Genomic DNA, 23,443 nt, shown 5'->3' with positions numbered 1-23,443 from the left:
GTCAAAAAGCGCCATCACTTGTCCATATGACATGAAAAGCAAATTTCATGGGCTTCCAGCATCCTTTTCATAAATATCCGTTCCATACTAAAAATTAGAGTATACATGGCATTATTCATTTATTAATGTTATAATTTTTCACGAATAAGATATCATCGGAAGCTCTCCGAAAGATGGAGACCTCCCTCGTGAAGGCAAAGAAGAAGGCGGTCCGTAAATTCTATTGTCTTTATGGGCGATTGAGCGTTATTCAAAAAATGGAGAACTTTTAAGGGGGAAAATGCGTTGCTAGATCTTTTGATTCGAAACGGTACCGTCATTGACGGAACACGAACGACGCGGCGGAAATCAGACGTTGGCGTCCGCCATGGAAAGATCGTCGCGGTCGCCCCGCAGATCGAAGAAGAAGCAAAGGAGACGATCGACGCCTCTGGAAAAATCGTCGCTCCTGGATTCATCGATATCCATTCCCACTCCGACATGAGTCCCTTTTTCACCAATCAGAAAATGCAGAGTAAACTCTATCAAGGCATCACGCTCGAGATTGTCGGAAACTGCGGCATCTCGTGTCTGCCGACCGACGACGCTTCACGCGAGGCGATCACTCGCCTCATCTCTTCAGGTCTCGAACTGCCGATGGATGGCAGGACCGTCGAGGACGATTCTCTGTCGGATTATGCCGAACACCTGAAACGTTGCCCAGCCGCGACAAATATCGGCGTCCTTGTCGGTCACGGCACACTTCGCGGCATGGTCATGGGATTTGGCATGCGAAAACCGACTTTCGAGGAACAGAAACATATGGAGCGCGTGCTTGAGCGGGAACTTAGCGAAGGCGCATTTGGCATGTCGCTCGGCCTGATTTATCCGCCCAGTTCGTACGGCGCGATTGACGAGTTCGTCGCGTTGGGCAAAGTGCTTAAAAGGCACGATGCGATCCTTACTGTTCATATGCGCAGCGAGAGCACGAAAATCTTTGAAGCGGTCGATGAAATGCTCGAAGTGGCGCGCCATTCCGGCGTCCACGTCGAGATTTCCCATCTCAAGTTGATCGGCAAACCGCAATGGGGCCGTTCCAAAGAGCTCCTTGCAAAAATCAGAGCGGCCCGCGAAGAAGGATTGAATATCACGTGCGACCAGTATCCATATACCGCAACGTCGACAGGCATGTCGGCCTTGGTTCCTGCCTGGGCCCATGATGGCGGTTCGGATGAAATGTGCAAACGCCTTGCGTCTCCGACGGAAGAATTGCTCTCTGAAACGGAATCGGAAATCGAACGCCGCGGCGGCGCCCATGCGGTTCTGGTCGTTTCCACGCACGGCAGACTCCCGCAGTATGAAGGGAAACGCCTTGACGAGATCGCCGCGGACATGGAGCTGCCTCCGGCTCAGGCCGTCGTTCGCCTGCTGCGTGCGAGCGATGGGGGCGTTCCGTGCTGTTATTTCAGCCTTTCGGAAGACGATATGCTGCACATTATGCGCGAGCAGTTCGTCTGTATCGGATCGGACGGTTACGCGATGACCTATGACCGCCATTTTCTTGGGACGAACCCGCACCCGCGCAGTTTCGGCACCTTTCCCCGTTATTTCCAGACGATCAGGGAACATCGGCTGATGAGCCTCGAAGACGCTGTTTACAAGGCTACAATGCTTCCGGCGCAAATCCTCGGCCTGAAGGACCGCGGCGTGATTGCCGTCGATAAGATCGCGGATATAACCGTTTTCGATGCGGCCGAAATTAGCGACCGCGCCACGTACACCGATTCCCCCCAGAAACCGGCAGGCATTTGCGCGGTTGTGATCGACGGCCGTGTCGCGTTCAAAAATGGCGAACAGACTGGCGATAACATCGGACACCTTGTTGTCCATAAATAACGACCATGGGGAGAGGGATTTCCATGTTGGGGCCTTATGCGTTGATTCCTGAAGAATCGTTATGGGCATTGATTCCGCTTGCAGTATACATTCTTGTTTCGTTCCGTCCGAAAGTTCACGCGCTGACGATCGCGATGATCGCCTGTCTGTTTGGTTATATTCTGACGGGACAAACCCCCGCCATGACGGGAGCTCTCGTTGTGAAATCGCTGGGATCGACGCTCGGTCTGATCGGCTTCATCATCATGTGCGGCGCCGGGCTCGGCAGTGTCATGAGCGAGGCGCGTGTAAGCCATACGATCGTGTATTGGATCGTCAAATATATCGGCGTGACGACTGAAAAACGTGCCATTCTCTGTGTGATCGTCACAACAACGCTTGTCTGCGGTCTGCTGGGAACCTTGGCGGGCGGTTGTGCTATCGTCGCCCCCATCCTCATTCCTATTGTAGCGGCGGCAGGATTGAAACCTGCCACGGTGGCCTGTCTTTTCCAATCATCCGGCGAAACGGGTCTGATCTGGGGACCATTCACGGGGCCGACTGTCGCTCTCCTTGCGATTACGCATCTGAGCTACGGTCGTATGATGCTGTGGGCCGCGCTTCCTTATGGTCTCATTTGGCTCACGGTCATCTACTTCTGCGGTCTGCGAATTCAACACGACCCAAGTTACGACGAAAGATACGAGCTCGACACCGCCGAACAGACGACGCTCGGCATCACCGCTCAGGAAAAGCGCGTGACACTGGCGTTCCTAATTGGCTTTGTCGGACTTCTGACGTTTTCGATGATCACCCATCAAAAAACGGCGTTCACGGTGTTCGTCATGCTGGCTCTGGCTCTCGTGATCTGCCTTTTCAAGTCCCTCGATATGTCAGTCATGTTCCGGGCGTTTGCCAAAGGCATGGGCTCCATGGCCGGCACATTTCTTCTCTTTATCTTGTTGAACATGATGCTCGAATACATCAATTATGGTCATGGCTTTGAAGCTCTTGGCAAAATCCTTGTTTCGTTTGCAGGCGAGGGAAGCCGCATGATGGTTGTCATTATGGGCACATTGGTCGGCTCTTTCGGCGTCAATGGCGGCGCCGTCGCGCAGCTGCAAGTTACGCACGGTTTGTTCGCCAGCGCCGTGAAAACAGCCTCCGTCCCCATGGAGTTCTGGGCTCTGGCGTTGATTTGCGGTTCCCGCGTCACAACGTCGATCTATCCCGGATCGAACATGATCGCTCCAATGGGACTGGCGCGCAGCGAAAGTCTGAAAGCCATGCTGTTCGGCGGCTGGTCAGTATCTATGACGTCAATCGCGTTCATCATCGTGTGGTCATGGTTTGCGATGCCGATTTTCTTCCCGATATAACCAGACAACTGAACGATACGAGAGCTCCGAAGGAGATCTCCAAATCGAGAACATCCTGAGCGACTAAATTCCCTTGGGACGCTCCTGCTATTCAACGTTTTAGTCAACAAACAGCATGAGTACGAAGAGATTCATCAAAAAAAGAACAAAGAAGCCGCCTCAATTGACTTTTGAGACGGCTTCTTTATTTATAACAGCGCGGATTTTCAAAAGCTCCTTACCGGATCAATCAAAACTCGTGACGCGAATCATGGCTCCCCGTCATTTCTCCGCTCTCGGGATCAATCAGGATGGCGTTGACGTCGCCCATGTAGGATTTGAGCGGCAGCGAGTAGCCCATGGAGAGCAGACTGTCGACGGTTCCGCCGCTGAGGCCGTTCATCGGTTCCACGCGCAGCTCGTCGGGCAGCCACTGCATATGCACCCGGGGAGCGCTGACCGCCTTGTTGATGGGCATTTTATGGTCGATCACATTGGAGATCACCTGCAGGACGGTGGTGATGATGCGGGTGCCTCCGGGGGCTGCCGCAAGCGAAGATCCGTCCATCCCAAAAACAAAAAAGCGATTCCCTCCGACGCTTCATTCGGTGCTCCACGAATATGATCCAATAATAGTCAGTATTAATCAATCTCTTATATCTCTTTTATTTAAGAGAAATTTTTCCATCGGCAAAACATCTGCTGGGCGTCCTTCCAACCGCCTGATGTTCCACGTGGAACATCGCTTTTCCGGCGATGGGGGCGAACGTTCAGCGCCAACGATCCAATGCCGTTTCACGCGTTGTTTCTCACCAAACAGACCTTCAAGAAAAGGGGGCTCGCTGTTCCACGTGGAACATTTTTGCGGTATGATTGAACCGAAAATGAAGCATGGAGGTGAACCCCATGGAGATTCAACCGTTGCCGCCGCTCCCCGAACTGTCCGCGGAAACGCTGACGCGGCTGCGCCGCTACGCTTCGCTGTTGTCTGTCGCCAACGAGCGAGTGCGGCTGACGGGACCTCACGACGAGGAAACGCTGTGGCGCGACCACATCGAAGACTGTCTGCACATGCTGCCGCTATTGCCGTCCTCAGGTACGGTCGTCGACGTCGGTACCGGCGGCGGTCTGCCCGGCGCCGTCCTGGCCGTTTGCCGCCCCGATCTGGAATTCACGCTGCTGGACAGTCTTTCGCGCAAGAGCAAGGCCCTTGCAGAAATTGTCGCTGGGCTGAACCTTTCCAACGCGGAAGTGGTCTGCGCGCGCTCGGAGGATTTCGCCGCCGCGCGTCGCGAGCAGTACGACGCCGCCGTGGTGCGGGCCGTCAGCGAAGCCGGCGTCATCGCCGAATATCTAGCGCCGTTGGTGCGCGAAGGCGGCGTGCTAATCGCCATGAAGGGCAGTTCCGTCGGCGAAGAGCTGGCGCCGCTGGAAGGCCGCTGGAACGTGCTTGGCCTCAACGAGCCGAAACTTTACGAATACGACATCAAAGATCACAAGAGCTACATGCTTCTCTGGAAGAAAAGCGCGCCCTGCCCCGCGGTTTATCCGCGCAAGCCCGGGCGGGCCGAAAAAAAACCGTGGTGGAGGTGAGACGATGAAGACTATCGCGGTCATCAATCAGAAAGGCGGCGTCGGCAAGACGACGACCTGCGTCAATCTCGCTTCCGAACTCGGCGCCATGCGCAAAAAGGTGCTCGTCGTCGACGCGGACCCTCAAGGCAACGCGTCCAGCGGTCTCGGCTTTCAGTTCGACGACTCCGTGTCGCTTTATGACCTTGTCGTCGGCAATGAAGATCCCAAGTGGGCGCTGCATTCGACCAGCGCCAAAAACGTCTCGCTGATCGCCTCGAACATCAATCTGGTCGGCGCCGATCTGGAAATGGGCAGCCTTCAAGGAAGGGAGTTCCGCCTGCGCGAAGCGCTACGCAAGCTCGAAAACGACTTCGACGTCGTCCTCGTCGACTGCCCGCCGTCGCTGGGGCTGCTTACCGTCAACGCGCTGGCCGCCGCCAACCGCCTGTTGGTGCCCGTACAGTGCGAATATTACTCCATGCAGGGACTCAGCCTGCTCGCGCGCACCGTGCAGATGGTCCGCGAGCAGGGCATCAACCAGGGCGCGCAGATCGACGCGATTCTGCTCACCATGTACAACCCAAATCTGCGCCTCACGCGCGAGATCGAGACGCAAATCCGCGACGTCTTCGGCGAGCACGTGCTGAAGACCGTGATCCCCCGCAACATCGACCTGGCGGCAGCCCCCGCGCAGGGACTGGCTATCCGCGACTACGTCCGTTCCAGCCGCGGCGGCCAAGCCTATCACGATCTGGCATTGGAGGTCAAAAGACTATGGCTGTAAATCGCAAAAATACCGCCGCGGCCCAGGCCGCGAAGAAATCCGCCGCTTCCGCGAAGTCCATCATCCAGTCTGGCCGCGGCCTCGGCGCGCTGCTGGCCAAGCAAAACGTGAGCCGCGTCCCCCAGAACAGCGAAATGGCCCCGCTGGCCGATATCGAGCCCAATCCCAATCAGCCCCGCAAGCTTTTCGACAGCGCGACGCTGCGCGAACTGGCCGCATCCATCAAAGTTCACGGGCTGCTCCAACCGCTGATCGTCGCCCCCGCGCCTGCCAAGAGCGCAAAGAAATACCGCATCGTCGCCGGCGAACGCCGCTTTCACGCCTGCGAGCTGGCCGAACTCTCGGAAGTGCCCGTGCGCATCGTCCGGGGCGACGAACAACTCCTCAGCGAGATCGCCCTTGTAGAGAACCTTCAGCGCGAAGATCTGACCGTGCTCGAGACCGCCAACGCTCTCAAGGTCTTGATGGAGAAGCATCGGCTCACCCAGAACCAACTGGCCGAGCGCATCGGTTGGAGCCGCAGTGTCGTGGCCAACAAGCTCCGCATCCTCTCGCTGCCCCAGGGCGCGCTGGATCAGATCGCCGCCGGCAACCTCAGCGAAGGGCACGCCAAAGCCCTGCTGTCTCTGAAGGAACCGCAGAAATTTCTTGAAGAGCTTGTAGCAGACTGCATCGCGCACCATTGGTCCGTTCACAACCTGCAAAAACGCATCGACTCCCTCAACAGCCGCCGTGTTACCGTCCTTTACAAGGCTCCCCAGCTTGACCCCTGGCGCCCCAAAGGAGCGCTGAAAGTGGCACGCCGTCTTGGCCTGTCTTTCAACGTTCTCGGCAGCGAGAGAGAAAACCGCGTCGTCATCAACGGCATGCGCCGTGAGCAAGTGGAGCGTCTTTTCGCCCTGCTGGACCGCGAAGCCGATTTTATGAGCGGAGATCCGGACAGCAAATAAATGAAAACTCCCAACGTCAAAGACGTTATCGTCTTCAGCCGCATCGTCGGAGCAGCCCTGCTCGTTTGCGGCTACCTCCTGGCAGGGCTGTTCATCGGCCGTTATTTTCTGGACCGCGGTTACCCGCAATGGACCCTCCCCTTGTGCCTGATCGCCGGCCTCATCGGCGCGTTGCTCTCGGGAGTTCGCGAGTTGAAAAGCATTCTCGCGATGATCCGTCGCGACCGCCAGAATCAGTGAAGTTTCGGCGTGACGCGTGGAATGTCCCAAGTTATCCACATTTTATCCACTTCTCCACAAGAACAAAAGCATACTTTCCGGCACTTGACAAAAATCTCCGGGAGAAAGGGAGCTCTTTCAAAAAATATTTTGAAGAGAACGCTATCGAGAGACGCCTACCTGCGAGGACTTTTGAAAACTCCATCACGAAAAACGAACGCAAAAAATTCGCTTTCAACAGAAATCGCGATGCCAAAAAGTTCACATGGGAAGAGTTTTTTGACCATTCAATTTTCCCCTTGACGCTTTGATTCACAGTTTCCACAGAAACGCTCCGCTTTTTTTCAGATCCCCTCGAAACGAGCTTAAAAAATCATTTTCCGCGCCGATCCGGCTGCAAATTTTTGCGAATCCCGATCTCGCTCACAAGTTATCCACCAATGTTGTCCACAGCGGTGAATAACTCCCACCTTTTTGCTCATAGAAAAGAGGAAAGAACATGGAAACACTCATGGCCCCATGGAGGTACACGTACCTCAACTCCGCCAAAAGCGACGGCAAGAGCTGTATCTTCTGCGATTTCCCCACCGACGGCAGCGACGACAGAAAGCACTTCATCGTCTTTCGCGGCACACACTGCTTTGTGATTCTCAACGCCTACCCTTACAGCTCGGGGCATCTGATGGTCATCCCCTACCGCCACACGACCGACCTGAGCTCTTTCACCCCCGAAGAATCCCTCGAGTTCCACGATCTGATCGCCCGCGCCATCGAATCTCTTAAAGGCGCGTTTCATCCCGACGGTTTCAACGTCGGCATCAACATCGGCGCGGCGGCCGGCGCCGGCATCGACACCCATATCCACTGTCACGTCGTGCCGCGCTGGAACGGCGACAGCAACTTCATGGGCGCGATCGGCGACGTCAAAGTCGTCCCCATCTCCCTTGAAGAGACCTGGGAACGCTGCCGCTCGTGCTGGCGCTAGATCGGCCCTGCCGTCGTCCCGCGGCCCCCGCCGTTTACAGCTTCAAGGAAAAGCGCAGCGAGTTCATCGCCGCCCTCTTCCCCGCCGCCGCGGGCGACGAAGCCCGTGCCACGCTGGAATCCGTGCGCAAGGAACATCACGGCGCCGCGCACAACTGCCCGGCATGGCGCGCCGGCTATCCCGACGTGGAAGAGTTCTGCTCCGACGACGGCGAACCGGGCGGCACCGCCGGACGGCCGATCCTTGGTGCCTTGCAGAAAGCCGGATTGTTCAACGCAGTCCTCGTCGTCACCCGCTATTTCGGCGGCGTCAAGCTCGGCGTGCGCGGCCTCATCGACGCCTACGGCGCCGCTGCGGCCGGCGTCATCGAGCGCGCCGTCGTCGAAACGGCCCTGCCCTTCAAAGAGCTGGAACTGCGCTGCGGCTACGAACATCTGGCCGCCCTCAGCCGCGCCGTCAAAAGCGCCGGCGTCGCCGAAAACCGCCTGCGTACCGCCTACGGAACGGACATCACCCTCACCCTGCTCGTCGCTCCCGCGCTCGAAGAACGCCTGCGCTCCCTGCTCGACAGCTACGAAGGGCGCCAACTGCTCGCCGCGCCGCCGCTCTGGGGAAAAAGCTACGTGCTCGCGGCGGAAAACCAAGCCGGCGGATCATGAAAAAACTCGACAGAAAAAACGTTTGGGCAGGATAAGCGACGACCGTCTATCCTGCCCAAACGTCTGTCTTGGGGACGACGAACACAAAAATCCGGGCTTTCACGCGAAAGCCCGGACAACGAAAAATCTTCTCTGAAATTACAGACAAAAGACGAGAACCGTTTTATTCTTTGCCGATATCATCCGGCGTAAGGACGCGCATCTGATAGCCGCAGACGCGCCGGTGCGCGGCGGCGAGAGCGTAGACGACCGCTCCAAGGGCGAAGAAAAGCCCCAACGAGACGTATCCGCCGCGGTCCAGCTCCATGCACGCGCCGATGATCAGCCAGACGGAAATGAGCATACCGACGCCGAAGACGAAGTTCCCGCCCGGGGCCCTGAACGGACGCTTCCATTCGGGGTGCAGCTTCCTGAGACGTATCACGTCAAGGCAGGAAATAAAGTAGACGATGCCCGCGGCGATGCTGGAGATCGCGTAGATATACTGCACCCAGTTGTCGCCGCTGAAGTAGCAGAAGAACAGCGAAAACAGATACACGACGACGTTGGCCCAAAACGGCTGCCCGTAGCGGTTCACCTTCATGAACACTTTCGGCAGCTGATTCAGCTGGGAAGCGCCGTACAGCACGCGCGCGCTGGAAGTCCAGAACCCCATCAACGTCGTAAAGGCGTGCATCAGCCCGGACACAATGGCCAGAACGGCAAGGATGCCGGGCAGGCCGAAACGGGCGATCAGCTCGGGTTCGGGCATGTTCATGGCCGCGATTTCCTTCCAGGGCGCCATGCCGCCCATGGCGAGGACGACAAAGCTGTACAGCAGCGCGGGAATGAAAAGGGCGGATAAAATGACCTTCCACAGCTTGGAAGCGGGGAAGTTGGCTTCCTCGACCAGCGTCGGCGTCATTTCGAAACCGATGAACTTCAGCGAGAACACGGCCATGGCGATGAAGATCCCGTAGCCCCCTTTGGGGAAGAACCCCTGGTGCAGGCGGATATTGTCGAAGCTCCAGTGCCCGCTCAGGAAGAACGACGTCGAGACGCCAAGCGAGATGACGATCATCGCGAAGAAAAAGATGTTGGAAAGCCGCCCGGTCAGGCTGATGTTGAAGTTGGAAAGCACGAACCACAGCGTGACGGACAGCATGGCGATGATCATCATCTGATCGTTCGTCAGCGAATAGAAGTGATTGATCGCCGTGCCGAAAATGAACGCCATCATCGGCGGCTCGACGACCTGGATCAGAAACATCATCCACTGCGTGGCGAAGCCGGCTTTGTTATTGTAAGCGTTGCACGTCCACACGTCGGTGCTGGCCGCGAAAGGCAGCATCGCCGACAGCTCGCCGAACGCCAGCCCCACGGGAACGAGCAGCAGCGCCAGCAGCGGGAACAGGAACGCCGCGCCGGCCCCCGTCGTCTGGAACCAGTAGGGCGCTTCCGCCAACCAGCCGCCGATCACGGCTCCAGAGGAAATCGCGACGACCTGGACAAAACTTAAACCCCTTTTCAGCCCGTTGTCTTTCATTTTTTCTTCCTCCCGCTTCAACAGAATTTAAAGAGCGCCGATAAGCTCTTCCGTAGTGACGACGTGGCAGTAAATGTTGTTCAGTACGGAAAGTTCGTGTTCCTGGATCTCCCTGGTCGACGCGGCGCAAGCGTCTTCGATCAGCCAAACCTTGAAGCTCTCGTCGGCAAGGCTGCGCACCGTTCCGGAAACGCACTGATCCGTCAAAACGCCGGTGACGACCACCGTATCGATGCCGCAGTTATGAAGCATCAGACGCAGAGAAGTCCCCGTCAGGGCGCTGTCGGTCGTCTTCATGACGACCAGCTCGTTTTTGGCGGGCTTCAGAGGCTCGACGATTTCGGCGGAAGGCATGCCGGGAAGCAGAAGCAGTTCGTTGTACCCGGTCGCTTTTTGATCGAGAGAACGTTCGCGCCCGCTCTCGAGCTGACCGGTGATGCGCGCGTGGGAAACAAACATGTTCCTTTCCCTGAAAGCGGCCAGCAGTTTTTGATTGTTCGGGACGACTTCTCTTTCGACCCGGTCGTAAAAGTAGCCCCATTTGGCATAGTAGGCTTTTTCACGCTCGGACGAGTTCTCGTCCAACTTCGGACGAGTGAGGAAATGATACTGCATATCGACGATGAGCAGCGCCGTCCTGTCCCGGTCGATCTCGATACCGCAGTAGTCGTCGTCCAGCTCATAGTAGAAAGAACAGTACCGATCGTTCACCTTCATAAGAATCCCTCCAATAAAAAGATATGTTAAGATAGCACCATTATCAGCAAATACCTCGTTTCTGACAATTCATGAAAGCGACTTTCCATCGTCAAAAAAAGTTATATGCTCACTATTTTGCAATAAAAATCCACAAATTTGCGACAGAAAGGCAAGAAGAGATGCATACCGTACTGATTGCTGAAGATGAGATGATCGAGCGGGAATTTCTCGTAAATTTATTGAACCGCCTCGAAGATTTTCACGTCGTCGCGGAGGCCGGGGACGGGCGGACCGCCGTCGAATTGGCCTTTCTGCATCGTCCCGACGTCGCGTTTCTCGATATCCGCATGCCGCTGCTGGACGGCCTGGCCGCGGCGGGAAAGATCAAAAAAGCTTTGCCTCAAACGTTTATCGTGCTGAATTCGGCGTTTGCCGAATTCAAGTACGCGCAGCAAGGCATCGACTGCGGCGTCGACGCCTATCTGCTGAAGCCCTCGTCGGAAAGCGAGATATTTTCCCTGCTGCGTTCCCGTTTTACGCCGCGGCCTCTTGAACGCGACGGTCAGGAGACGTTCCGCTCTCTTCTGGACGCTTTTCCGACGGAAGCCGCCGAAAACTTCGCCCGAGCTTTGGAAACAAAGGACGGCGCGCTGTGCGAGAGCGTGCTGAGCGAGATCCGCGCTTCGCTTGGAAAGAACCTGAGTTTAAACGTTTATCGGCTGCACGTCCTCAACGTTCTGTTCGACGTCATGAAAGCGTGCCGTCTTGGCTCAGTTTCCATGAGCGCTGCTGATGAACGCCTGTGCGACCGGATCCTGACGCGCATTTCGCAGACGCCCACCATGCCGGAGATCGCCGATCTCGCCAATTCTTGCCTTGACAATATCCTTTCCGCCGTCAGAAGTTCTTTTCGCGATTCAGCCGCGCCGATACGGCGCATTGTGGAGTTCCTGGACGAACATTTCCGGGAAGACGTCGGCGCCGGCGATTTGAAAGGACTCGTCTTTTTGAGCGAAGACTACGTCGAGAGGCTGTTTCGCAGGACTCAGCGCGTTTCGATCCAGCAGTACGTCAACGGAAAACGTCTTGCAGAAGCCGAACGGCTTCTGCTACAAAGCAGGATGACAATGCAGGAGATTTCGGAACGCTCAGGATTTCAAAACGTATCGACATTCTTTCGGAATTTCAAAAAGAAATACGGCCTGACGCCCGCCCGGTACAGAAAGGAAAAATACCGTGAGTGAACTTGCCGATCTTATCCCGGAAAAACTGCAGCGGGAACTGCAGGAGTCTTTCGCCTATGCGACGGGCTTCGGCGTCGTTTTCGTAGACAAAGAAGGGCGGCACATCGGCGAGGGAAGCAACTTCTCCCGTTTCTGCCGCGCCATCAACGCCGATCCGAAAGACGGGGCGCGCTGTCAGTGTTCGAACAAGAACGCCATCCGGATCGCGCTGAAAGAGGGGCGCCCCGGCATCTACATCTGCCACGCCGGCCTGGTCAACATCGAGATCCCACTGACGCTGGACGGCGAACTGATCGGCGCGATCACCGCCGGACAGGTCATTTGCGAAGGGAACCATCCTTTTCCTCAAGACGAGCAGGCGACCCGCCAACTGTGGCGCGAAAACGAGCTGTATGCGTCGTATTACCGCGAGATCCCCATTCTCAGCCTGAAGCAGATCCAGGAAACGGCGCGCGCCCTGCAAAATTTTTCCAACTATATCCTTCAGCAAAAGTCCTACACGCAGATTCAGGAGCACGTCGGGCATCTGACGGACGAGCTGCTGAAAAACCAGAAAAAATTGATCAACCTTAAAAACCAGCTGGCCCTGGCCCGCTTCGAGGCTTTGCAGAAGCAGATCATGCCGCATTTCACGTTTAACGTCCTCAACTCGATTTCCAGACTCATGAGCATGAAAAAAAACGATCAGGCCCAAGAAATGCTGGAGTCGTTTTCGTCGATGCTCCGCTACGCTCTGTCCCGGCCGGCGGCCAAAGTGACGCTCAAACAGGAACTCGACTACATACGCCATTACCTGCGGATCCAGAGATACCGATTCGGTGAAAATCTGGCATATCATATTGATTGCGATAAAAAATCGGAGTCCTTGACGATCCCGTTTTTCAGCCTTCAGCCCTTTGTCGAAAACGCGCTTGAACACGGGATCCTGAACCCGACGCACAAATATGGAGGCGAGTTGGATATCGTCTGCCGCGCCGGTATTTCGGCATACACGATCGAAATCCGCGACAGCGGAGCGGGCATGGACGAAAACACGCTCGGCGCCATCCTGGAAGAACTGGCCTCGAAAAAACTTCCGCGCGGCGGCAAAATCCATATCGGCATGAACAACTGTTTTGAAAGGCTGCGAATGTTTTTCGGCGCGCGCTGCACGATCGCCGTCAAAAGCAGCCTCGGCTGCGGGACAACTATCGCGATCACCATAAAAAATAAGCGTTGAACAAAAACAAGGGATGCGGCGAGTGAATTGCGCTCGCCGCATCCCTTGTTTTTACCATCAAAAAATCAGGAAAACTGTTTCCAAAAAACTCCGCTGCTGAGACAAAGAATCGCTATCGCCGTCTATTCGCTCCAGACGCCGTAGCGCACTTTGCTTTCGTCCACGCCGCTGTAGGCTTCTTTATGCTCGGCGGCATAGCCCATCACGGTGATGCCGAGAACTTCTACGCCGTCAGGTAGCTGCAAAAACTCGCGGACCGCCGGCTCCTTGGCAGCGCGGCGGTAGACGCCGTACCAGAGCGAGCCGAGCCCCAACGACCTGCAGGCGATCTGCATGTTCTCCATAGCGGCGGCTCCGTCTTCGATCCAGGCCAGGCCGCTGTCGTAACCGCGCAGATCGGCGAGGACGGCAATGCCCCACTGCCCTTCGCGGAAGGGATCTTTCTGCTGAACTTTTTCGGCCAGAGAACCCATCTGTTTTTTATCCAGCACGACAAAACGCACCGGCCGTTCCCCCTTGGCGCTGGGAGCGGCGCAGGCGGCCGCGAGGACAAGTTTCATCGTCGATTCGCAGACCGATTCGTCGGTGTATCTGCGGACGCTGCGGCGAGCCATAATGTTCGTCAAAGTCTCATTCATGATGACACCCTCCAATACCATAGCAATTACGTATTATTTTATACGTAAGCGTATTATAGCACAGGGATGAGGAGAATACAGCAAAAACGGAGTATACACTGCGCAAAAATTCCGACAAAAGACCTGACCGAAGCCGCTCCGGCGTCGAAAAACGTTTGTCGCCGATGTTCCACGTGGAACATTCCTTACGAAAAAATCCCTGCAAACAGTGTCTGCAGGGATCGGAACGATCAGCTTTCCGGCACGTTCATTGCGCCGGCAGCTTTGGGGCGCGCACGGCCGCCAGTGAATCGGCCAAGATCTGCAGCGCTTCGTCGACCTGAGCGGAGGTGTTGAAACAGCCCAAACTGAGGCGCAGCGCCCCCTGTGGAAAACAGCCCAGCGTCCGATGCCCCCACGGGCTGCACTGCAGGCCGGGACGCGTTTCCAGACCGCGGCTGCTGAGCTCGGCGGCGAGAATGCCGTTGTCCACGCCTTCGAAGTTGACGGCAAAGACGGACAATCGTTTTTTGTCGACCATTTCCGGCAGACCGTAAAGAATCAAACCGTCCAGCTTTTTCAATCCGGCAAGGAATCGGGAACCCAGCTCGTTCTCGTGGGCGCGGATGGCGTCGATGCCGCGCTCTTCGATCCATTTCAGCGCCACGTTCAGACCGGCGATGCCCGGTAAGTTTCCCGTGCCGCTCTCGAAACGATCGGGCATGGCTTCCGGCTGCGTTTCCACGTGCGAGAAGCTGCCGGTGCCGCCTTCGACGAGCGGCTCGCAGAGGCGCGCAAACTCGGGCTGCCAGACGATGCCGCCCATGCCCTGCGGCCCCATCAACCCCTTGTGACCCGTAAAGCATAGCGCCGCCAGACCGAGCGCCGCGGCGTTCAGCGGTATCAGTCCGGCCGTCTGCGCCGTGTCGACGATAAGGCGCACGCTCCGCTCCCGGCAGACGGCGGCGAAAGCTTCGAGGTCCTGAACGGAACCGCAGACGTTGCTGCAATGGCTGAGCACAACAAGATCGGCTTTTTTCGCGTCAAGCGCGGCCGCCAGTTTTTCGGGATCGAGATATCCCTGCCGGTCGCAGGGCAATATCTTCAGTTCGACGCCGTTCTTTTCCAGATGGCGCAACGGGCGCGTCACGGCATTGTGCTCCATGGAAGTGGTGACGGCACGCATGCCGGGCTTGAGAAAGCCCTTCAGCACTATGTTGAGCGACTCGGTGACATTGGCCGTGAAGGTCACATAAACCGGCGACGCGTTTTCGTAGCCGCCCAGCAGCCGCGCCACGCGTTCGCGGCACTCCAGAACCAGATCCATGGTACCAAGGTCGCGGGCCGAAGCGGTTCCCCGCCTCAGGTTGGCGCCGCCGGAACCGAGAAAGCCGCTCATGGCGCGGGCGACGCAGTCCGGTTTTGGCCACGTGGTGGCCGCGTTGTTGAAATAGATCGACATGATCACTACCCCTTCCAGCGAATGATCGATAAACGGAAGCGAAGATAAAACAACTGTCCGTCGGAATTTTTCGCTTCTTCAAATCAGATCGAATCAGATCGAAAAAGTTTTACTTATCATAATAAAAAGTTCTCGCAAGATCAATCTGAATTATACACCAGATTTTTTCCTTTTCTCTCGATGCTTTCCCCATAAAAAATCTCGATTGTCGAGTTCTTGTGAACAACTCTTGCAACTCTCGTCCAATTGTGGATAATAAGACTGGATTATTTTTGAGTTCAGGAACGGTAAAACACAAAGTAGGAGTTTGTGACGATGAAAAACGCAGAAGAAATATGGGAGCAAATCATGGAAGGAGCCGCCCCGCTCCTGCCGAACCAGACGGTCGACATCTGGCTCAAATCCTGCTCCGCCCTCCGTATGGAAGATGACCGGCTGGTGCTGGACGCAGGAAACTCCTTCGTCGCCAAAAAAGTCAAGGACAGCTTCCTGGCGACACTGGAAAGCGTGATGCAGCGTCAAGGAAAAGGCAGCGGCATCGATCTGGTCTACGACAGCAAGACCGCCGGTGCGGAAGAGACGCTTCCGCATCCCGAGCCGCACCCTCCGATCAGCCCCAATGGTCTCAACCGACAGTACGATTTCACCTCGTTCGTCGTCGGCAAGTCGAATCGTCTCGCCCACGCCGCCAGCCTGGCCGTCGCCGAAAGCCCGGGGGAAGCGTACAACCCTCTGTTCATCTGGGGCGGCGTCGGGCTGGGCAAGACTCACCTGATGCACGCCATCGGCAATTATGCACAAGGGAAAAACGGGAACGCAAAAGTCACCTACCTTTCCTCGGAGAAGTTCACCAACGAGCTGATTACGGCGATCAAAAACGCCCGCACCGCGGAATTTCGCGCCAAATACCGCCACGTGGACATCCTTTTGATTGACGACATCCAGTTTCTGGCCGGCAAGGAAAGCACGCAGGACGAGTTCTTTCACACCTTCAACGACCTTCATACCGAACACAAGCAGATCGTGCTCAGTTCCGACCGACCGCCCAAAGAGCTTGGCGACATCGAGGACCGCATTATCAGCCGCTTTGAATGGGGTTTGGTGACCGACATCCAGCAGCCTGATTACGAGACGCGCATCGCCATCCTCAAAAAAAAGGCCGAGCAGCGCCGCATTCCCGTCAATGACGACGTCATCGGCTTCCTCGCCGAGAACATCCCCAGCAACATTCGTGAGCTCGAGGGCGCTTTGAATCGCGTCATCGCCAGCGCCAATTTTTCGCAGGAACCGATCACCATCGAAAACACGCAGGAGTGGCTCAAAGACGTGATCGGCAACGGCCGCCGCGGCCCCCTCACTTTTCAGAGTATCATGGACGTGGTTTCCAGCGAGTTCGGCTTCTCTCCCGAGGACATCTGCGGCAAGCGCCGCACGGCGGAAGTGGCGCTGGCCCGTCAGGTGGCCATGTACATGTGCCGGACTCACACGGAATCCAGTTTGCAGCAAATCGCCAAGGATTTCGGCAAAAAGGACCATACCACGGTGCTGCACGCGCTGAAGAAAATCGAGATGCTCATGAAGGAAGACGCCCGTGTGAAAAAGATTGTGGACAACATCAACAAAAAGCTGTGATTCAGAGGAGGATTTTCCGGAGGTTCAACGGTGGATAACCGTCTTGATTCTCCAAAATCACAAAAAAATGTGCATAGTGTGGATAAATTTCCACAGCTTGTCCGAAAAACCTTCCACAGCGTTACCTCAGTTTTTTTCTATGAATCTCCTGTTTATCCACACTATTCACGGGATCTACTACGGCTTTTACGATTTTTATGACTCATAAACCGAAGAACACGTCAAACGAAAGAGAGGATTTTCCACAGATGAAACTCGAAATCGTCCAGAATGAATTCATGAAATATTGGTCCATGGCCGAAAGAGTCACCGGAACGAAGAGCACGATGGCAACGTTGGCCAGCGTGCTTTGTGTCGCCGACGAGACGGGCGTGATGCTGAACTCCACGGATCTGAAGACGACGATCCGCGTCAAGGCCGAAGGCGTGACCGTCCTTGAGCCCGGCAAGGCGATTCTGCCTTTGAAAGTCGTCGGCGAACTTTTCAAGAAGATCGCCGTCAGCCCTTTTACCGTCGAAGTCGACAACGAAAAAGGGACGATCAGCGCCGGACGCAGCCATTATTCCTTTACTACTTACAACGTCGGCGATTTTCCCGATCTGCCGTCGCCTCGCGCCGCCGAGGAGTTTACCCGCGTTTCCGCCGGCGAACTCTCGCGTGTGCTGGCGGAAGGAGGCATTGCCGGGGCGCCGAACGAAGATTTTCCCAAGTACCTTTCCGGCGGTCTGATGCAGATTGCCGGCGGCGAACTGCGCGTCGTCGCTACCGATGGGCGCCGCCTTTCGCTGTCGAAGACCATGATCGAAAACACCGATGCGGCATCTTCCGCTCGGGAGATGCTGCTGCCGCTGAAATCGCTTGAAGAATATCAGCGTATCCTGACCAGCTTTGCGCCCGACCAAGAGGTCGAAGTGCTTCAGGACGGCGCCGTAACCTACTTCAACATGCCGGGCGTACAGTATTCCGTGCGCTGCATCGACTCCAAATTCCCCAACTACGAGCGCATCCTCAGCGACACCAGCACCACGCAGATGCAGGCGGAGCGGGCCGGCTTCATGCAGGCGCTGGACCGCATCAACATTGTCGTCGGCGACAACAGCCGCGTTGTCATTCTGACGCTGTCGCCCGGAGCGGGCATGGAGCTGAGCGGCCGCGCCCCCGAGATCGGCGAAGCCAACGAAAGCGTTGACGCTTCCATCAGCGGCGAGCCGCTCAAGGTGGCGTTCAACGTCGGCTATTTGATGGCCGGGATCAAGGCGTTCCACGGCAGCGATGTGACGCTGGCTTTCAACGGCGCCGAAGGGCAGATGATGATCACGCGCCCGGGCGGCACGGATTTCATTTACATGCTCATGCCCATCAAGCTCAAGTCTATGGATGCCTCTGAGACGGCCGGGGAGTCTTAAGGCGGCATGCGGATCGCACAGACGCGCTTCCGCAATTTTCGCAATCTGGAAAACGCGCTCATCGCCTGGGATCCGGGGCTGAATCTGCTTAATGGAGCCAACGGCGCAGGTAAAACCAATGTTCTCGAGGCTCTCCACGTCGTCACCGGCTGGGGAGCCTTCAGCGGTTCGAAATGCGCCGACACTGTGAAGTGGGATTCGGAAGGCGGCGCTTCTCTGGCGGCGCAGGCGACAGGCGAGCGGGAAGTCATGATCGAAGCCGTGATCACGATCCGAGCTTCGCTGCGTCTCGACGGCAGATCCTGCCGCTGGGGCGATCTGAGAAGCTGCGTGCCGTCGCTGACGTTTCTGCCGTCGGACATGGCGCTGATCGAGGGCGCGCCGTCCGTGCGCCGACGCTTTCTCGACCTGCTCTGCGCGCTTTATTTCCCGCTGTACGCCTACAAGCTTTCCGAGTACCGCAAGATCATGCAGCATCGCCGCCATCTGCTCGGTCTCGGGCATTCGACGCGCGTCACCGAGGAGACCATGGCAAATTTATCCGCGTGGCTCTGGGAATGTCGTCTCGAAGTGATCGCGGCGCTGCGAGTCCATCTGGAAAAATGGCGCGATCTTTTGCCACGCACCATCGGCCTGAACTTAAAAAGAGGCGGGGGCGGCAATGCCGATGACCTTTTGGAAGACTTTCACCGTTCCTGCGCGATCCTCGCGGAACGGGAACGGGCTTCCGGGCTCCCCTTGGTCGGCCCGCACCGCGACGACCTGATCCTCGCCTGCGAGGGTCGTCCGGCGCCGGAGGTCCTCAGCCGCGGCCAGCGCCGCCGCACCGCGTTGGCGTTGATAATGGCCGCGGCCTCGGCGGTGGAGCGGCGCAATCGCGCGTCGCCGGTACTGCTGTTTGACGAAGTCGCCTCCGAGCTCGACGGGGCCGGGCGCACCGTGCTGATGGAATGTTTGCGGCGCAGCAACTGGCAGGTTTTCGCCGCCACGGCGGAAACAACGTTGCCGTGGTCTGGAGGGGCGCGCTGGCTGGTGTCGGCAGGAAAGATCCAACGCTTTGATTGAACGGGTTTAAAGATATTGATGAATCCTGATGAATAAAACCGGCTTGCGCCGGAAATTTCGTTTCCGTTATTTAAGGAGGAATTTCACTATGAAGAAAGTTCTTTTGGCGCTTTTGTTTGCCGCGGTCATGGCCGCGGGAGCCGGCGCTGCCGAAATCGACGACACGATCGACGGCGTCTGGGGCATGAAGTTCGGCACGCCGGTCGCGGAGGCCGCCCGTATCATGACCGAGCAAAACAACGCCGCGCTGCTGTGCGAGTACAGCTACGTTCCCAACTACCACGAGGCTTTTTACAAGGTCAACTTCTTCGGCCGCGAAGGCCATCTGCTGCTGCGCTTTTCAAAACGGGGACTCTTTTTGGCTCGCTTTGCCTTTATTCGAGCGGAGCAGCTGCCGGCCGCCGCGCCTCAGGGTTCTTCCGCCGAAAACAAGAAAAAAGAAAAGAAGTATCTCGCCTTCAGCCGCAATTTTATGGAGCTCAATGCCATGCTGACCCGTAAATACGGCGCTGCTAAAACGGAATACACCGTTGACGGCGCGGTTTCGGGTTACCAGTGGAGCACCGGCACATTCGGGCGCCAGTCCGTCGTTCTTTTCGAGAATCGTTCGCTGTCCCGCAACGACACCGTGCTCAGCTACGAGGACGCCAGCCGCAAGTAAGGATTTCGGTGCCTCCGTGCAGATTTTTCCCGAAAGCAAGTTTGACGTTATCGTCGTCGGCGGCGGCCATGCCGGCTGTGAAGCGGCCCTCGCCGCGGCGCGCATGGGCGCGCAGACTTTGATGATCGTGCAGGATGTGGATCACGTCGCCCATATGCCCTGCAATCCTTCCATCGGCGGTCCGGCCAAAGGCCATCTGGTGCGCGAAATTTCGGCGCTGGGCGGCGTTCAGGCCCGAGCCGCCGACGCCGCCGCGATGATGATGCGCTGGCTCAACACCTCGAAGGGGCCGGCTGTGCGCGCTTTGCGCGCGCAGTGCGACCTGCACGATTACCACGATTATTATCTGCGGGAGTTGGTGAATTGCCCGAATCTGCGCGTCTTCCAGGACCAGGTCGACGCGCTGTGGGTTGAAAACGACCGGCTCAAGGGCGTGAAGACGCGCTTTCAGCTGAGCTTCGAGGCGCCGCGCGTGATCCTGACGACCGGCACGCATCTGGGCGGTCGCGTCCACGTCGGCCTGGTGAATTTCGCCTCGGGGCCGATGGGGCAGCAGCCTGCCGTCGGGCTTTCCCAATCGATGGCGGAGTTGGGTATCGCCATGCAGCGCCTCAAGACAGGCACGACGCCGCGCCTGTACCGCGACAGCATCGACTGGAGCCATATCGAGCTTCAGGAAGGCGAGACGTGTCCCGTCGGATTCGACTTCTGGGACGAAAAGAAAGTCCGCCGCGAGATCAGCTGCGGCATGATCCGCACCAACGCCCGCACGCACCGCATCATCAAGGACAATCTCGACCGTTCGCCGATCGTCCACGGCGAGATCACCGGCGTGGGGCCGCGTTACTGCCCTTCGATCGAGTCGAAGGTGATGGCTTTTCCCGAGAAGGACAGCCATCCCATTTTTCTCGAGCCGGTGGCGCGCGGCAGCGTCGAGATCTACGTGCAGAACTTCTCCACCAGCCTGCCCTTCGACGTGCAGATCGCCATGACCCATACGCTGCCGGGCTGCGAACGCGCCGTGATCCTGCGCCCCGGCTACGCGATCGAGTACGACGCCATCGATCCGCAGCAGCTTTCGCTGTCGCTTGAGATGAAGTGTCTCCCCGGCCTGTTCTGCGCCGGCCAGATCAACGGCACCTCCGGTTACGAAGAGGCGGCTTCGCAGGGGCTGTTGGCGGGCGTCAACGCCGTGCTGTCGCTGCGCGGCGAAGAACCGCTGGTGTTGAGGCGCCATCAGGCCTATCTCGGCGTGCTCGTGGACGACCTGGTCACCAAAGGCACCCGCGAACCGTACCGCATGCTCACAAGTCGGTGCGAACATCGTCTGCTGTTGCGTCACGACAACGCCGACCGCCGTCTCGCCCCGATCGGGCGCTGTCTCGGCCTTCTGAGCGACGAAAAGTGGCGCCTGCTTTGCGAGCGCTGGGAACGCGAGGATCGCGAGGTCGAAACTCTGGGACGCGTTCACGTCGCTCCGGCGCCGGCCAATGCGGTGCTGGCGGAAGAAAAACTGCGGCCGTTGGAGCGCGGCATGACCGCCGCCGAGCTGCTGCGCCATCCCGAGGTGAACTACGAGCTGCTGCGCCGTATCGTTCCCGATGGGCGCCTCCAAGGCGAAGAAGCCACCAACGTCGAGACCGCGGTCAAATATCGGGGCTATATTGCCCGCCAGCAGGCAGCGGTGGATAAGATGCTCCACCTTGAAAGCATGAAGATCCCCGTCGGTTTCGACTACGGTGAGCTTCGGGGACTCTTGGCCGAAAGCCGCGAAAAGCTCGAACGCATCCGTCCGATGACGCTGGGGCAAGCCAGCCGCATTTCCGGCGTCACTCCCACCGATCTTCAGCATCTGGCCCTCTATCTGAGCGAGCGCGCTCGTCGTCGCGAATAGCGGCTGAAAATTCCGGAATGTTCCACGGCGGATCAATGTTCCACGTGGAACATTTTTCAAAAACACTTGTGGAGACAGGTTTTGTGAAACATGTCATTTTTCTCCGTTTATTGTGAAAGGGAGTGAGACTATGGCGAAGGATCGGGCATTCGGCCCAAGGGCGGTCGGTTCCGTGATCGCCCATAACCTGCCGTCGGCTTTTCAGGTCGCTTTTAAGCTGGCCGACATGGAACGCCAGTGGCTCACGATCGTTGGCCCGCAGCTCTTCGCTTCGACCCGTCCGGACCGCCTCGAACGCGGCGAACTGATCGTCGCCTGCGAGTCGCCGGCCGCGGCGCAGATGATTAAATTGAGCGCCGGCACGCTGTTGCGCCGCGTGAAAAAGTTGACCGGCCTCGAACTGCCGGGCGTCCGCGCCGTCGTGTCGCGCCTTGAGCGCCCTCGCAAAAGGGCGTCCGCGCCGCCGCGCCGGCTTCAGGTTTCGCCGGAAATGGTCGAGGAGGCCTTGAACCGGGTAAAAGCGACCGTCAAGGATCCCGATACGGCATTGTCTCTGGCCCGTGTGGAGGCTGCGGCGCGGGCGCGCTGGGGCGATGGGCGCAAGAACGAAGTTTGAATTCTGATATTTTTGATTCATGCTCTCTCAAAGTGCCGCAAGGTCCGATTTTTGTAATGAAGAAATGATATGGGGCGTTTCGTGCGGTAAAACTTCTAGCTTATCCACAAACGGAGGTGCATAATTTGTGAATAACTTGCACGCGGAAATGCGCCTCTCGAAGCGCATGGCCCAACTTGGCCTTTGTTCCCGGCGCGAAGCCGACGAATATATTTCGCGCGGATTCGTCAACGTCAACGGAGTTCCCGCCGTGCTCGGGCAGAAAGTGACGGAGCGCGATCGTATCGAAATGGACCGCGCCGCCGAACGGAATCAGAGCCGCCGCGTCACGGTCCTGCTGCACAAGCCGTTGGGATATGTTTCCGGCCAGGCCGAAGACGGCTACCGTCCCGCCCGCGTGCTGATCCGCTCGGAAAACCGCTGGAGCCGCGATTCGTCGCCGCTGCGTTTCGACTTCCGTCAATTGCAGAACCTCGTTCCGGCCGGGCGGCTCGACGTCAATTCCACTGGATTGCTTGTGCTCACTCAGGACGGGCGCGTGGCGCGGCGCCTCATCGGCGAAGACAGCCTTGTGGAAAAGGAATATCTCGTGCGCGTGGCCGGAAGCCTCAGCGAACGCGGCCTGGCGCTGCTCAACCACGGCCTCAGCCTCGACGGCGAAGAGCTTTTGCCGGCGCAGGTACGGTGGCAGAACGACGATCAGCTGCGCTTCGTCCTCCATCAGGGAAAAAAGCGCCAGATCCGCCGCATGTGCGCCCTTGTCGGCCTCGAAGTGCTGGCGCTCAAACGCGTGCGCGTCGGTTCGGTGCGCTTGGGAGCGCTGCCGTCAGGCCAGTGGCGCTATCTGCTTCCCGAAGAGGCTTTTTAGGGGAGAGCAAACTGTTAGTCTGTCAATAGCCAATAAAAATGTCACCATAACTGCTCATTAAAAAAGTCACCCCCTCACACTCTCATCACAGCAAGACACCTCGAAAGAACTCCCCATCGTGCCGCCATAACAACGTCTACGCGAACGTACA

The 23,443-nt window shown here is 57.4% G+C and carries 22 protein-coding genes; 17 read left to right on the top strand and 5 right to left on the bottom strand.

Annotation, left to right across the window (positions count from 1 at the left end; genetic code table 11):
* The first annotated feature begins 285 nt into the window (after window positions 1-285).
* Window positions 286-1,875, top strand: coding sequence for an N-acyl-D-amino-acid deacylase family protein (locus tag D7D26_RS06720; RefSeq protein ID WP_078015196.1), 1,590 nt, complete (start codon window positions 286-288; stop codon window positions 1,873-1,875).
* A 23-nt stretch (window positions 1,876-1,898) separates the two neighbouring features.
* On the top strand, window positions 1,899-3,233 hold the full coding sequence (locus tag D7D26_RS06715; protein ID WP_158606295.1) for a GntT/GntP/DsdX family permease: 1,335 nt from the start codon (window positions 1,899-1,901) through the stop codon (window positions 3,231-3,233).
* Between the two features lie 229 nt (window positions 3,234-3,462).
* On the opposite strand, the gene D7D26_RS06710 is transcribed toward D7D26_RS06715, so the two are convergent.
* A complete protein-coding gene (locus tag D7D26_RS06710; RefSeq protein ID WP_078015198.1) occupies window positions 3,463-3,780 on the bottom strand; it encodes a gamma-glutamyltransferase in 318 nt (105 codons plus the stop codon).
* Between the two features lie 338 nt (window positions 3,781-4,118).
* Between D7D26_RS06710 and rsmG the strand changes: the two genes are divergently transcribed.
* The 6 genes from rsmG (at window position 4,119) to D7D26_RS06680 (ending at window position 8,384) form a co-directional block, all read left to right on the top strand.
* Window positions 4,119-4,805, top strand: a complete 687-nt coding sequence (rsmG, locus tag D7D26_RS06705; protein WP_078015199.1) for a 16S rRNA (guanine(527)-N(7))-methyltransferase RsmG — start codon at window positions 4,119-4,121, stop codon at window positions 4,803-4,805.
* 4 nt (window positions 4,806-4,809) lie between these two features.
* The gene (locus D7D26_RS06700) at window positions 4,810-5,571 is read left to right on the top strand and encodes a ParA family protein (protein WP_078015200.1); all 762 of its coding nucleotides are present in this window, start codon (window positions 4,810-4,812) and stop codon (window positions 5,569-5,571) included.
* Window positions 5,562-6,521 (top strand): ParB/RepB/Spo0J family partition protein, encoded by a 960-nt coding sequence (locus D7D26_RS06695; RefSeq protein ID WP_120372523.1) that lies wholly within the window; start codon window positions 5,562-5,564, stop codon window positions 6,519-6,521. The genes D7D26_RS06700 and D7D26_RS06695 overlap by 10 nt, the downstream gene beginning before the upstream one ends.
* Complete coding sequence (locus D7D26_RS06690) at window positions 6,522-6,761, top strand: hypothetical protein (RefSeq protein ID WP_078015202.1); 240 nt, start codon at window positions 6,522-6,524, stop codon at window positions 6,759-6,761.
* 478 nt (window positions 6,762-7,239) lie between these two features.
* Window positions 7,240-7,725 (top strand): HIT family protein, encoded by a 486-nt coding sequence (locus D7D26_RS06685; RefSeq protein ID WP_078015203.1) that lies wholly within the window; start codon window positions 7,240-7,242, stop codon window positions 7,723-7,725.
* Window positions 7,713-8,384 carry an IMPACT family protein gene (locus D7D26_RS06680; protein WP_158606294.1) on the top strand — a complete coding sequence of 224 codons (672 nt, stop codon included), beginning with the start codon at window positions 7,713-7,715 and terminating at the stop codon, window positions 8,382-8,384. The genes D7D26_RS06685 and D7D26_RS06680 overlap by 13 nt, the downstream gene beginning before the upstream one ends.
* Before the next feature lie 163 nt (window positions 8,385-8,547).
* On the opposite strand, the gene D7D26_RS06675 is transcribed toward D7D26_RS06680, so the two are convergent.
* On the bottom strand, window positions 8,548-9,909 hold the full coding sequence (locus D7D26_RS06675; protein ID WP_120372521.1) for an APC family permease: 1,362 nt from the start codon (window positions 9,907-9,909) through the stop codon (window positions 8,548-8,550).
* Window positions 9,910-9,936: 27 nt separating this feature from the next.
* Window positions 9,937-10,626 carry a cysteine hydrolase family protein gene (locus tag D7D26_RS06670; protein ID WP_120372520.1) on the bottom strand — a complete coding sequence of 230 codons (690 nt, stop codon included), beginning with the start codon at window positions 10,624-10,626 and terminating at the stop codon, window positions 9,937-9,939.
* 161 nt (window positions 10,627-10,787) lie between these two features.
* On the opposite strand from D7D26_RS06670, the gene D7D26_RS06665 reads away from it, so the two are divergent.
* Together D7D26_RS06665 and D7D26_RS06660 are read left to right on the top strand one after the other, a co-directional pair.
* Window positions 10,788-11,852, top strand: coding sequence for a response regulator transcription factor (locus D7D26_RS06665; RefSeq protein WP_158606293.1), 1,065 nt, complete (start codon window positions 10,788-10,790; stop codon window positions 11,850-11,852).
* The gene (locus D7D26_RS06660) at window positions 11,845-13,071 is read left to right on the top strand and encodes a sensor histidine kinase (RefSeq protein WP_120372518.1); all 1,227 of its coding nucleotides are present in this window, start codon (window positions 11,845-11,847) and stop codon (window positions 13,069-13,071) included. The genes D7D26_RS06665 and D7D26_RS06660 overlap by 8 nt, the downstream gene beginning before the upstream one ends.
* Before the next feature lie 122 nt (window positions 13,072-13,193).
* Here D7D26_RS06660 and D7D26_RS06655 read toward each other — a convergent pair whose 3' ends face one another.
* Entirely contained in the window at window positions 13,194-13,709 is a 516-nt protein-coding gene (locus tag D7D26_RS06655) for a nitroreductase family protein (protein ID WP_078015209.1), read from the bottom strand.
* Window positions 13,710-13,956: 247 nt separating this feature from the next.
* Window positions 13,957-15,150: an aminotransferase class V-fold PLP-dependent enzyme gene (locus tag D7D26_RS06650; RefSeq protein ID WP_120372517.1), complete on the bottom strand. Its 1,194-nt coding sequence runs from the start codon at window positions 15,148-15,150 to the stop codon at window positions 13,957-13,959.
* 315 nt (window positions 15,151-15,465) lie between these two features.
* On the opposite strand from D7D26_RS06650, the gene dnaA reads away from it, so the two are divergent.
* From dnaA to D7D26_RS06615, 7 genes are all read left to right on the top strand, one after another.
* On the top strand, window positions 15,466-16,782 hold the full coding sequence (dnaA, locus tag D7D26_RS06645; protein WP_120372516.1) for a chromosomal replication initiator protein DnaA: 1,317 nt from the start codon (window positions 15,466-15,468) through the stop codon (window positions 16,780-16,782).
* Between the two features lie 248 nt (window positions 16,783-17,030).
* A complete protein-coding gene (gene dnaN, locus D7D26_RS06640; protein ID WP_120372515.1) occupies window positions 17,031-18,188 on the top strand; it encodes a DNA polymerase III subunit beta in 1,158 nt (385 codons plus the stop codon).
* A 6-nt stretch (window positions 18,189-18,194) separates the two neighbouring features.
* Entirely contained in the window at window positions 18,195-19,253 is a 1,059-nt protein-coding gene (gene recF / locus D7D26_RS06635; RefSeq protein ID WP_120372514.1) for a DNA replication/repair protein RecF, read from the top strand.
* A gap of 88 nt (window positions 19,254-19,341) precedes the next feature.
* Window positions 19,342-19,914, top strand: coding sequence for a hypothetical protein (locus D7D26_RS06630; RefSeq protein WP_120372513.1), 573 nt, complete (start codon window positions 19,342-19,344; stop codon window positions 19,912-19,914).
* Window positions 19,915-19,930: 16 nt separating this feature from the next.
* Complete coding sequence (gene mnmG, locus D7D26_RS06625; protein WP_120372512.1) at window positions 19,931-21,808, top strand: tRNA uridine-5-carboxymethylaminomethyl(34) synthesis enzyme MnmG; 1,878 nt, start codon at window positions 19,931-19,933, stop codon at window positions 21,806-21,808.
* Between the two features lie 130 nt (window positions 21,809-21,938).
* Window positions 21,939-22,424: a DUF721 domain-containing protein gene (locus D7D26_RS06620; protein ID WP_078015216.1), complete on the top strand. Its 486-nt coding sequence runs from the start codon at window positions 21,939-21,941 to the stop codon at window positions 22,422-22,424.
* A gap of 127 nt (window positions 22,425-22,551) precedes the next feature.
* Window positions 22,552-23,292 carry a pseudouridine synthase gene (locus tag D7D26_RS06615; protein WP_233543487.1) on the top strand — a complete coding sequence of 247 codons (741 nt, stop codon included), beginning with the start codon at window positions 22,552-22,554 and terminating at the stop codon, window positions 23,290-23,292.
* Window positions 23,293-23,443: the final 151 nt, after the last annotated feature.

Source organism: Pyramidobacter sp. CG50-2 (genome assembly GCF_003612005.1).
GTDB lineage: Bacteria > Synergistota > Synergistia > Synergistales > Dethiosulfovibrionaceae > Pyramidobacter.
The sequence above is the reverse complement of the archived record's forward strand: the minus strand, read 5'-3'. Positions and strand labels throughout refer to the sequence as shown.

What these genes read in the sequence shown, in the direction of transcription:
- D7D26_RS06715 (WP_158606295.1), top strand. Translation starts at nt 1,899, where the DNA reads ATGTTGGGGCCTTATGCGTTGATTCCTGAAGAATCGTTATGGGCATTG.
- D7D26_RS06710 (WP_078015198.1), bottom strand. Translation starts at nt 3,780, where the DNA reads ATGGACGGATCTTCGCTTGCGGCAGCCCCCGGAGGCACCCGCATCATC.
- rsmG (WP_078015199.1), top strand. Translation starts at nt 4,119, where the DNA reads ATGGAGATTCAACCGTTGCCGCCGCTCCCCGAACTGTCCGCGGAAACG.
- D7D26_RS06700 (WP_078015200.1), top strand. Translation starts at nt 4,810, where the DNA reads ATGAAGACTATCGCGGTCATCAATCAGAAAGGCGGCGTCGGCAAGACG.
- D7D26_RS06695 (WP_120372523.1), top strand. Translation starts at nt 5,562, where the DNA reads ATGGCTGTAAATCGCAAAAATACCGCCGCGGCCCAGGCCGCGAAGAAA.
- D7D26_RS06690 (WP_078015202.1), top strand. Translation starts at nt 6,522, where the DNA reads ATGAAAACTCCCAACGTCAAAGACGTTATCGTCTTCAGCCGCATCGTC.
- D7D26_RS06685 (WP_078015203.1), top strand. Translation starts at nt 7,240, where the DNA reads ATGGAAACACTCATGGCCCCATGGAGGTACACGTACCTCAACTCCGCC.
- D7D26_RS06675 (WP_120372521.1), bottom strand. Translation starts at nt 9,909, where the DNA reads ATGAAAGACAACGGGCTGAAAAGGGGTTTAAGTTTTGTCCAGGTCGTC.
- D7D26_RS06670 (WP_120372520.1), bottom strand. Translation starts at nt 10,626, where the DNA reads ATGAAGGTGAACGATCGGTACTGTTCTTTCTACTATGAGCTGGACGAC.
- D7D26_RS06665 (WP_158606293.1), top strand. Translation starts at nt 10,788, where the DNA reads ATGCATACCGTACTGATTGCTGAAGATGAGATGATCGAGCGGGAATTT.
- D7D26_RS06655 (WP_078015209.1), bottom strand. Translation starts at nt 13,709, where the DNA reads ATGAATGAGACTTTGACGAACATTATGGCTCGCCGCAGCGTCCGCAGA.
- D7D26_RS06650 (WP_120372517.1), bottom strand. Translation starts at nt 15,150, where the DNA reads ATGTCGATCTATTTCAACAACGCGGCCACCACGTGGCCAAAACCGGAC.
- dnaA (WP_120372516.1), top strand. Translation starts at nt 15,466, where the DNA reads ATGAAAAACGCAGAAGAAATATGGGAGCAAATCATGGAAGGAGCCGCC.
- dnaN (WP_120372515.1), top strand. Translation starts at nt 17,031, where the DNA reads ATGAAACTCGAAATCGTCCAGAATGAATTCATGAAATATTGGTCCATG.
- recF (WP_120372514.1), top strand. Translation starts at nt 18,195, where the DNA reads ATGCGGATCGCACAGACGCGCTTCCGCAATTTTCGCAATCTGGAAAAC.
- D7D26_RS06630 (WP_120372513.1), top strand. Translation starts at nt 19,342, where the DNA reads ATGAAGAAAGTTCTTTTGGCGCTTTTGTTTGCCGCGGTCATGGCCGCG.
- D7D26_RS06620 (WP_078015216.1), top strand. Translation starts at nt 21,939, where the DNA reads ATGGCGAAGGATCGGGCATTCGGCCCAAGGGCGGTCGGTTCCGTGATC.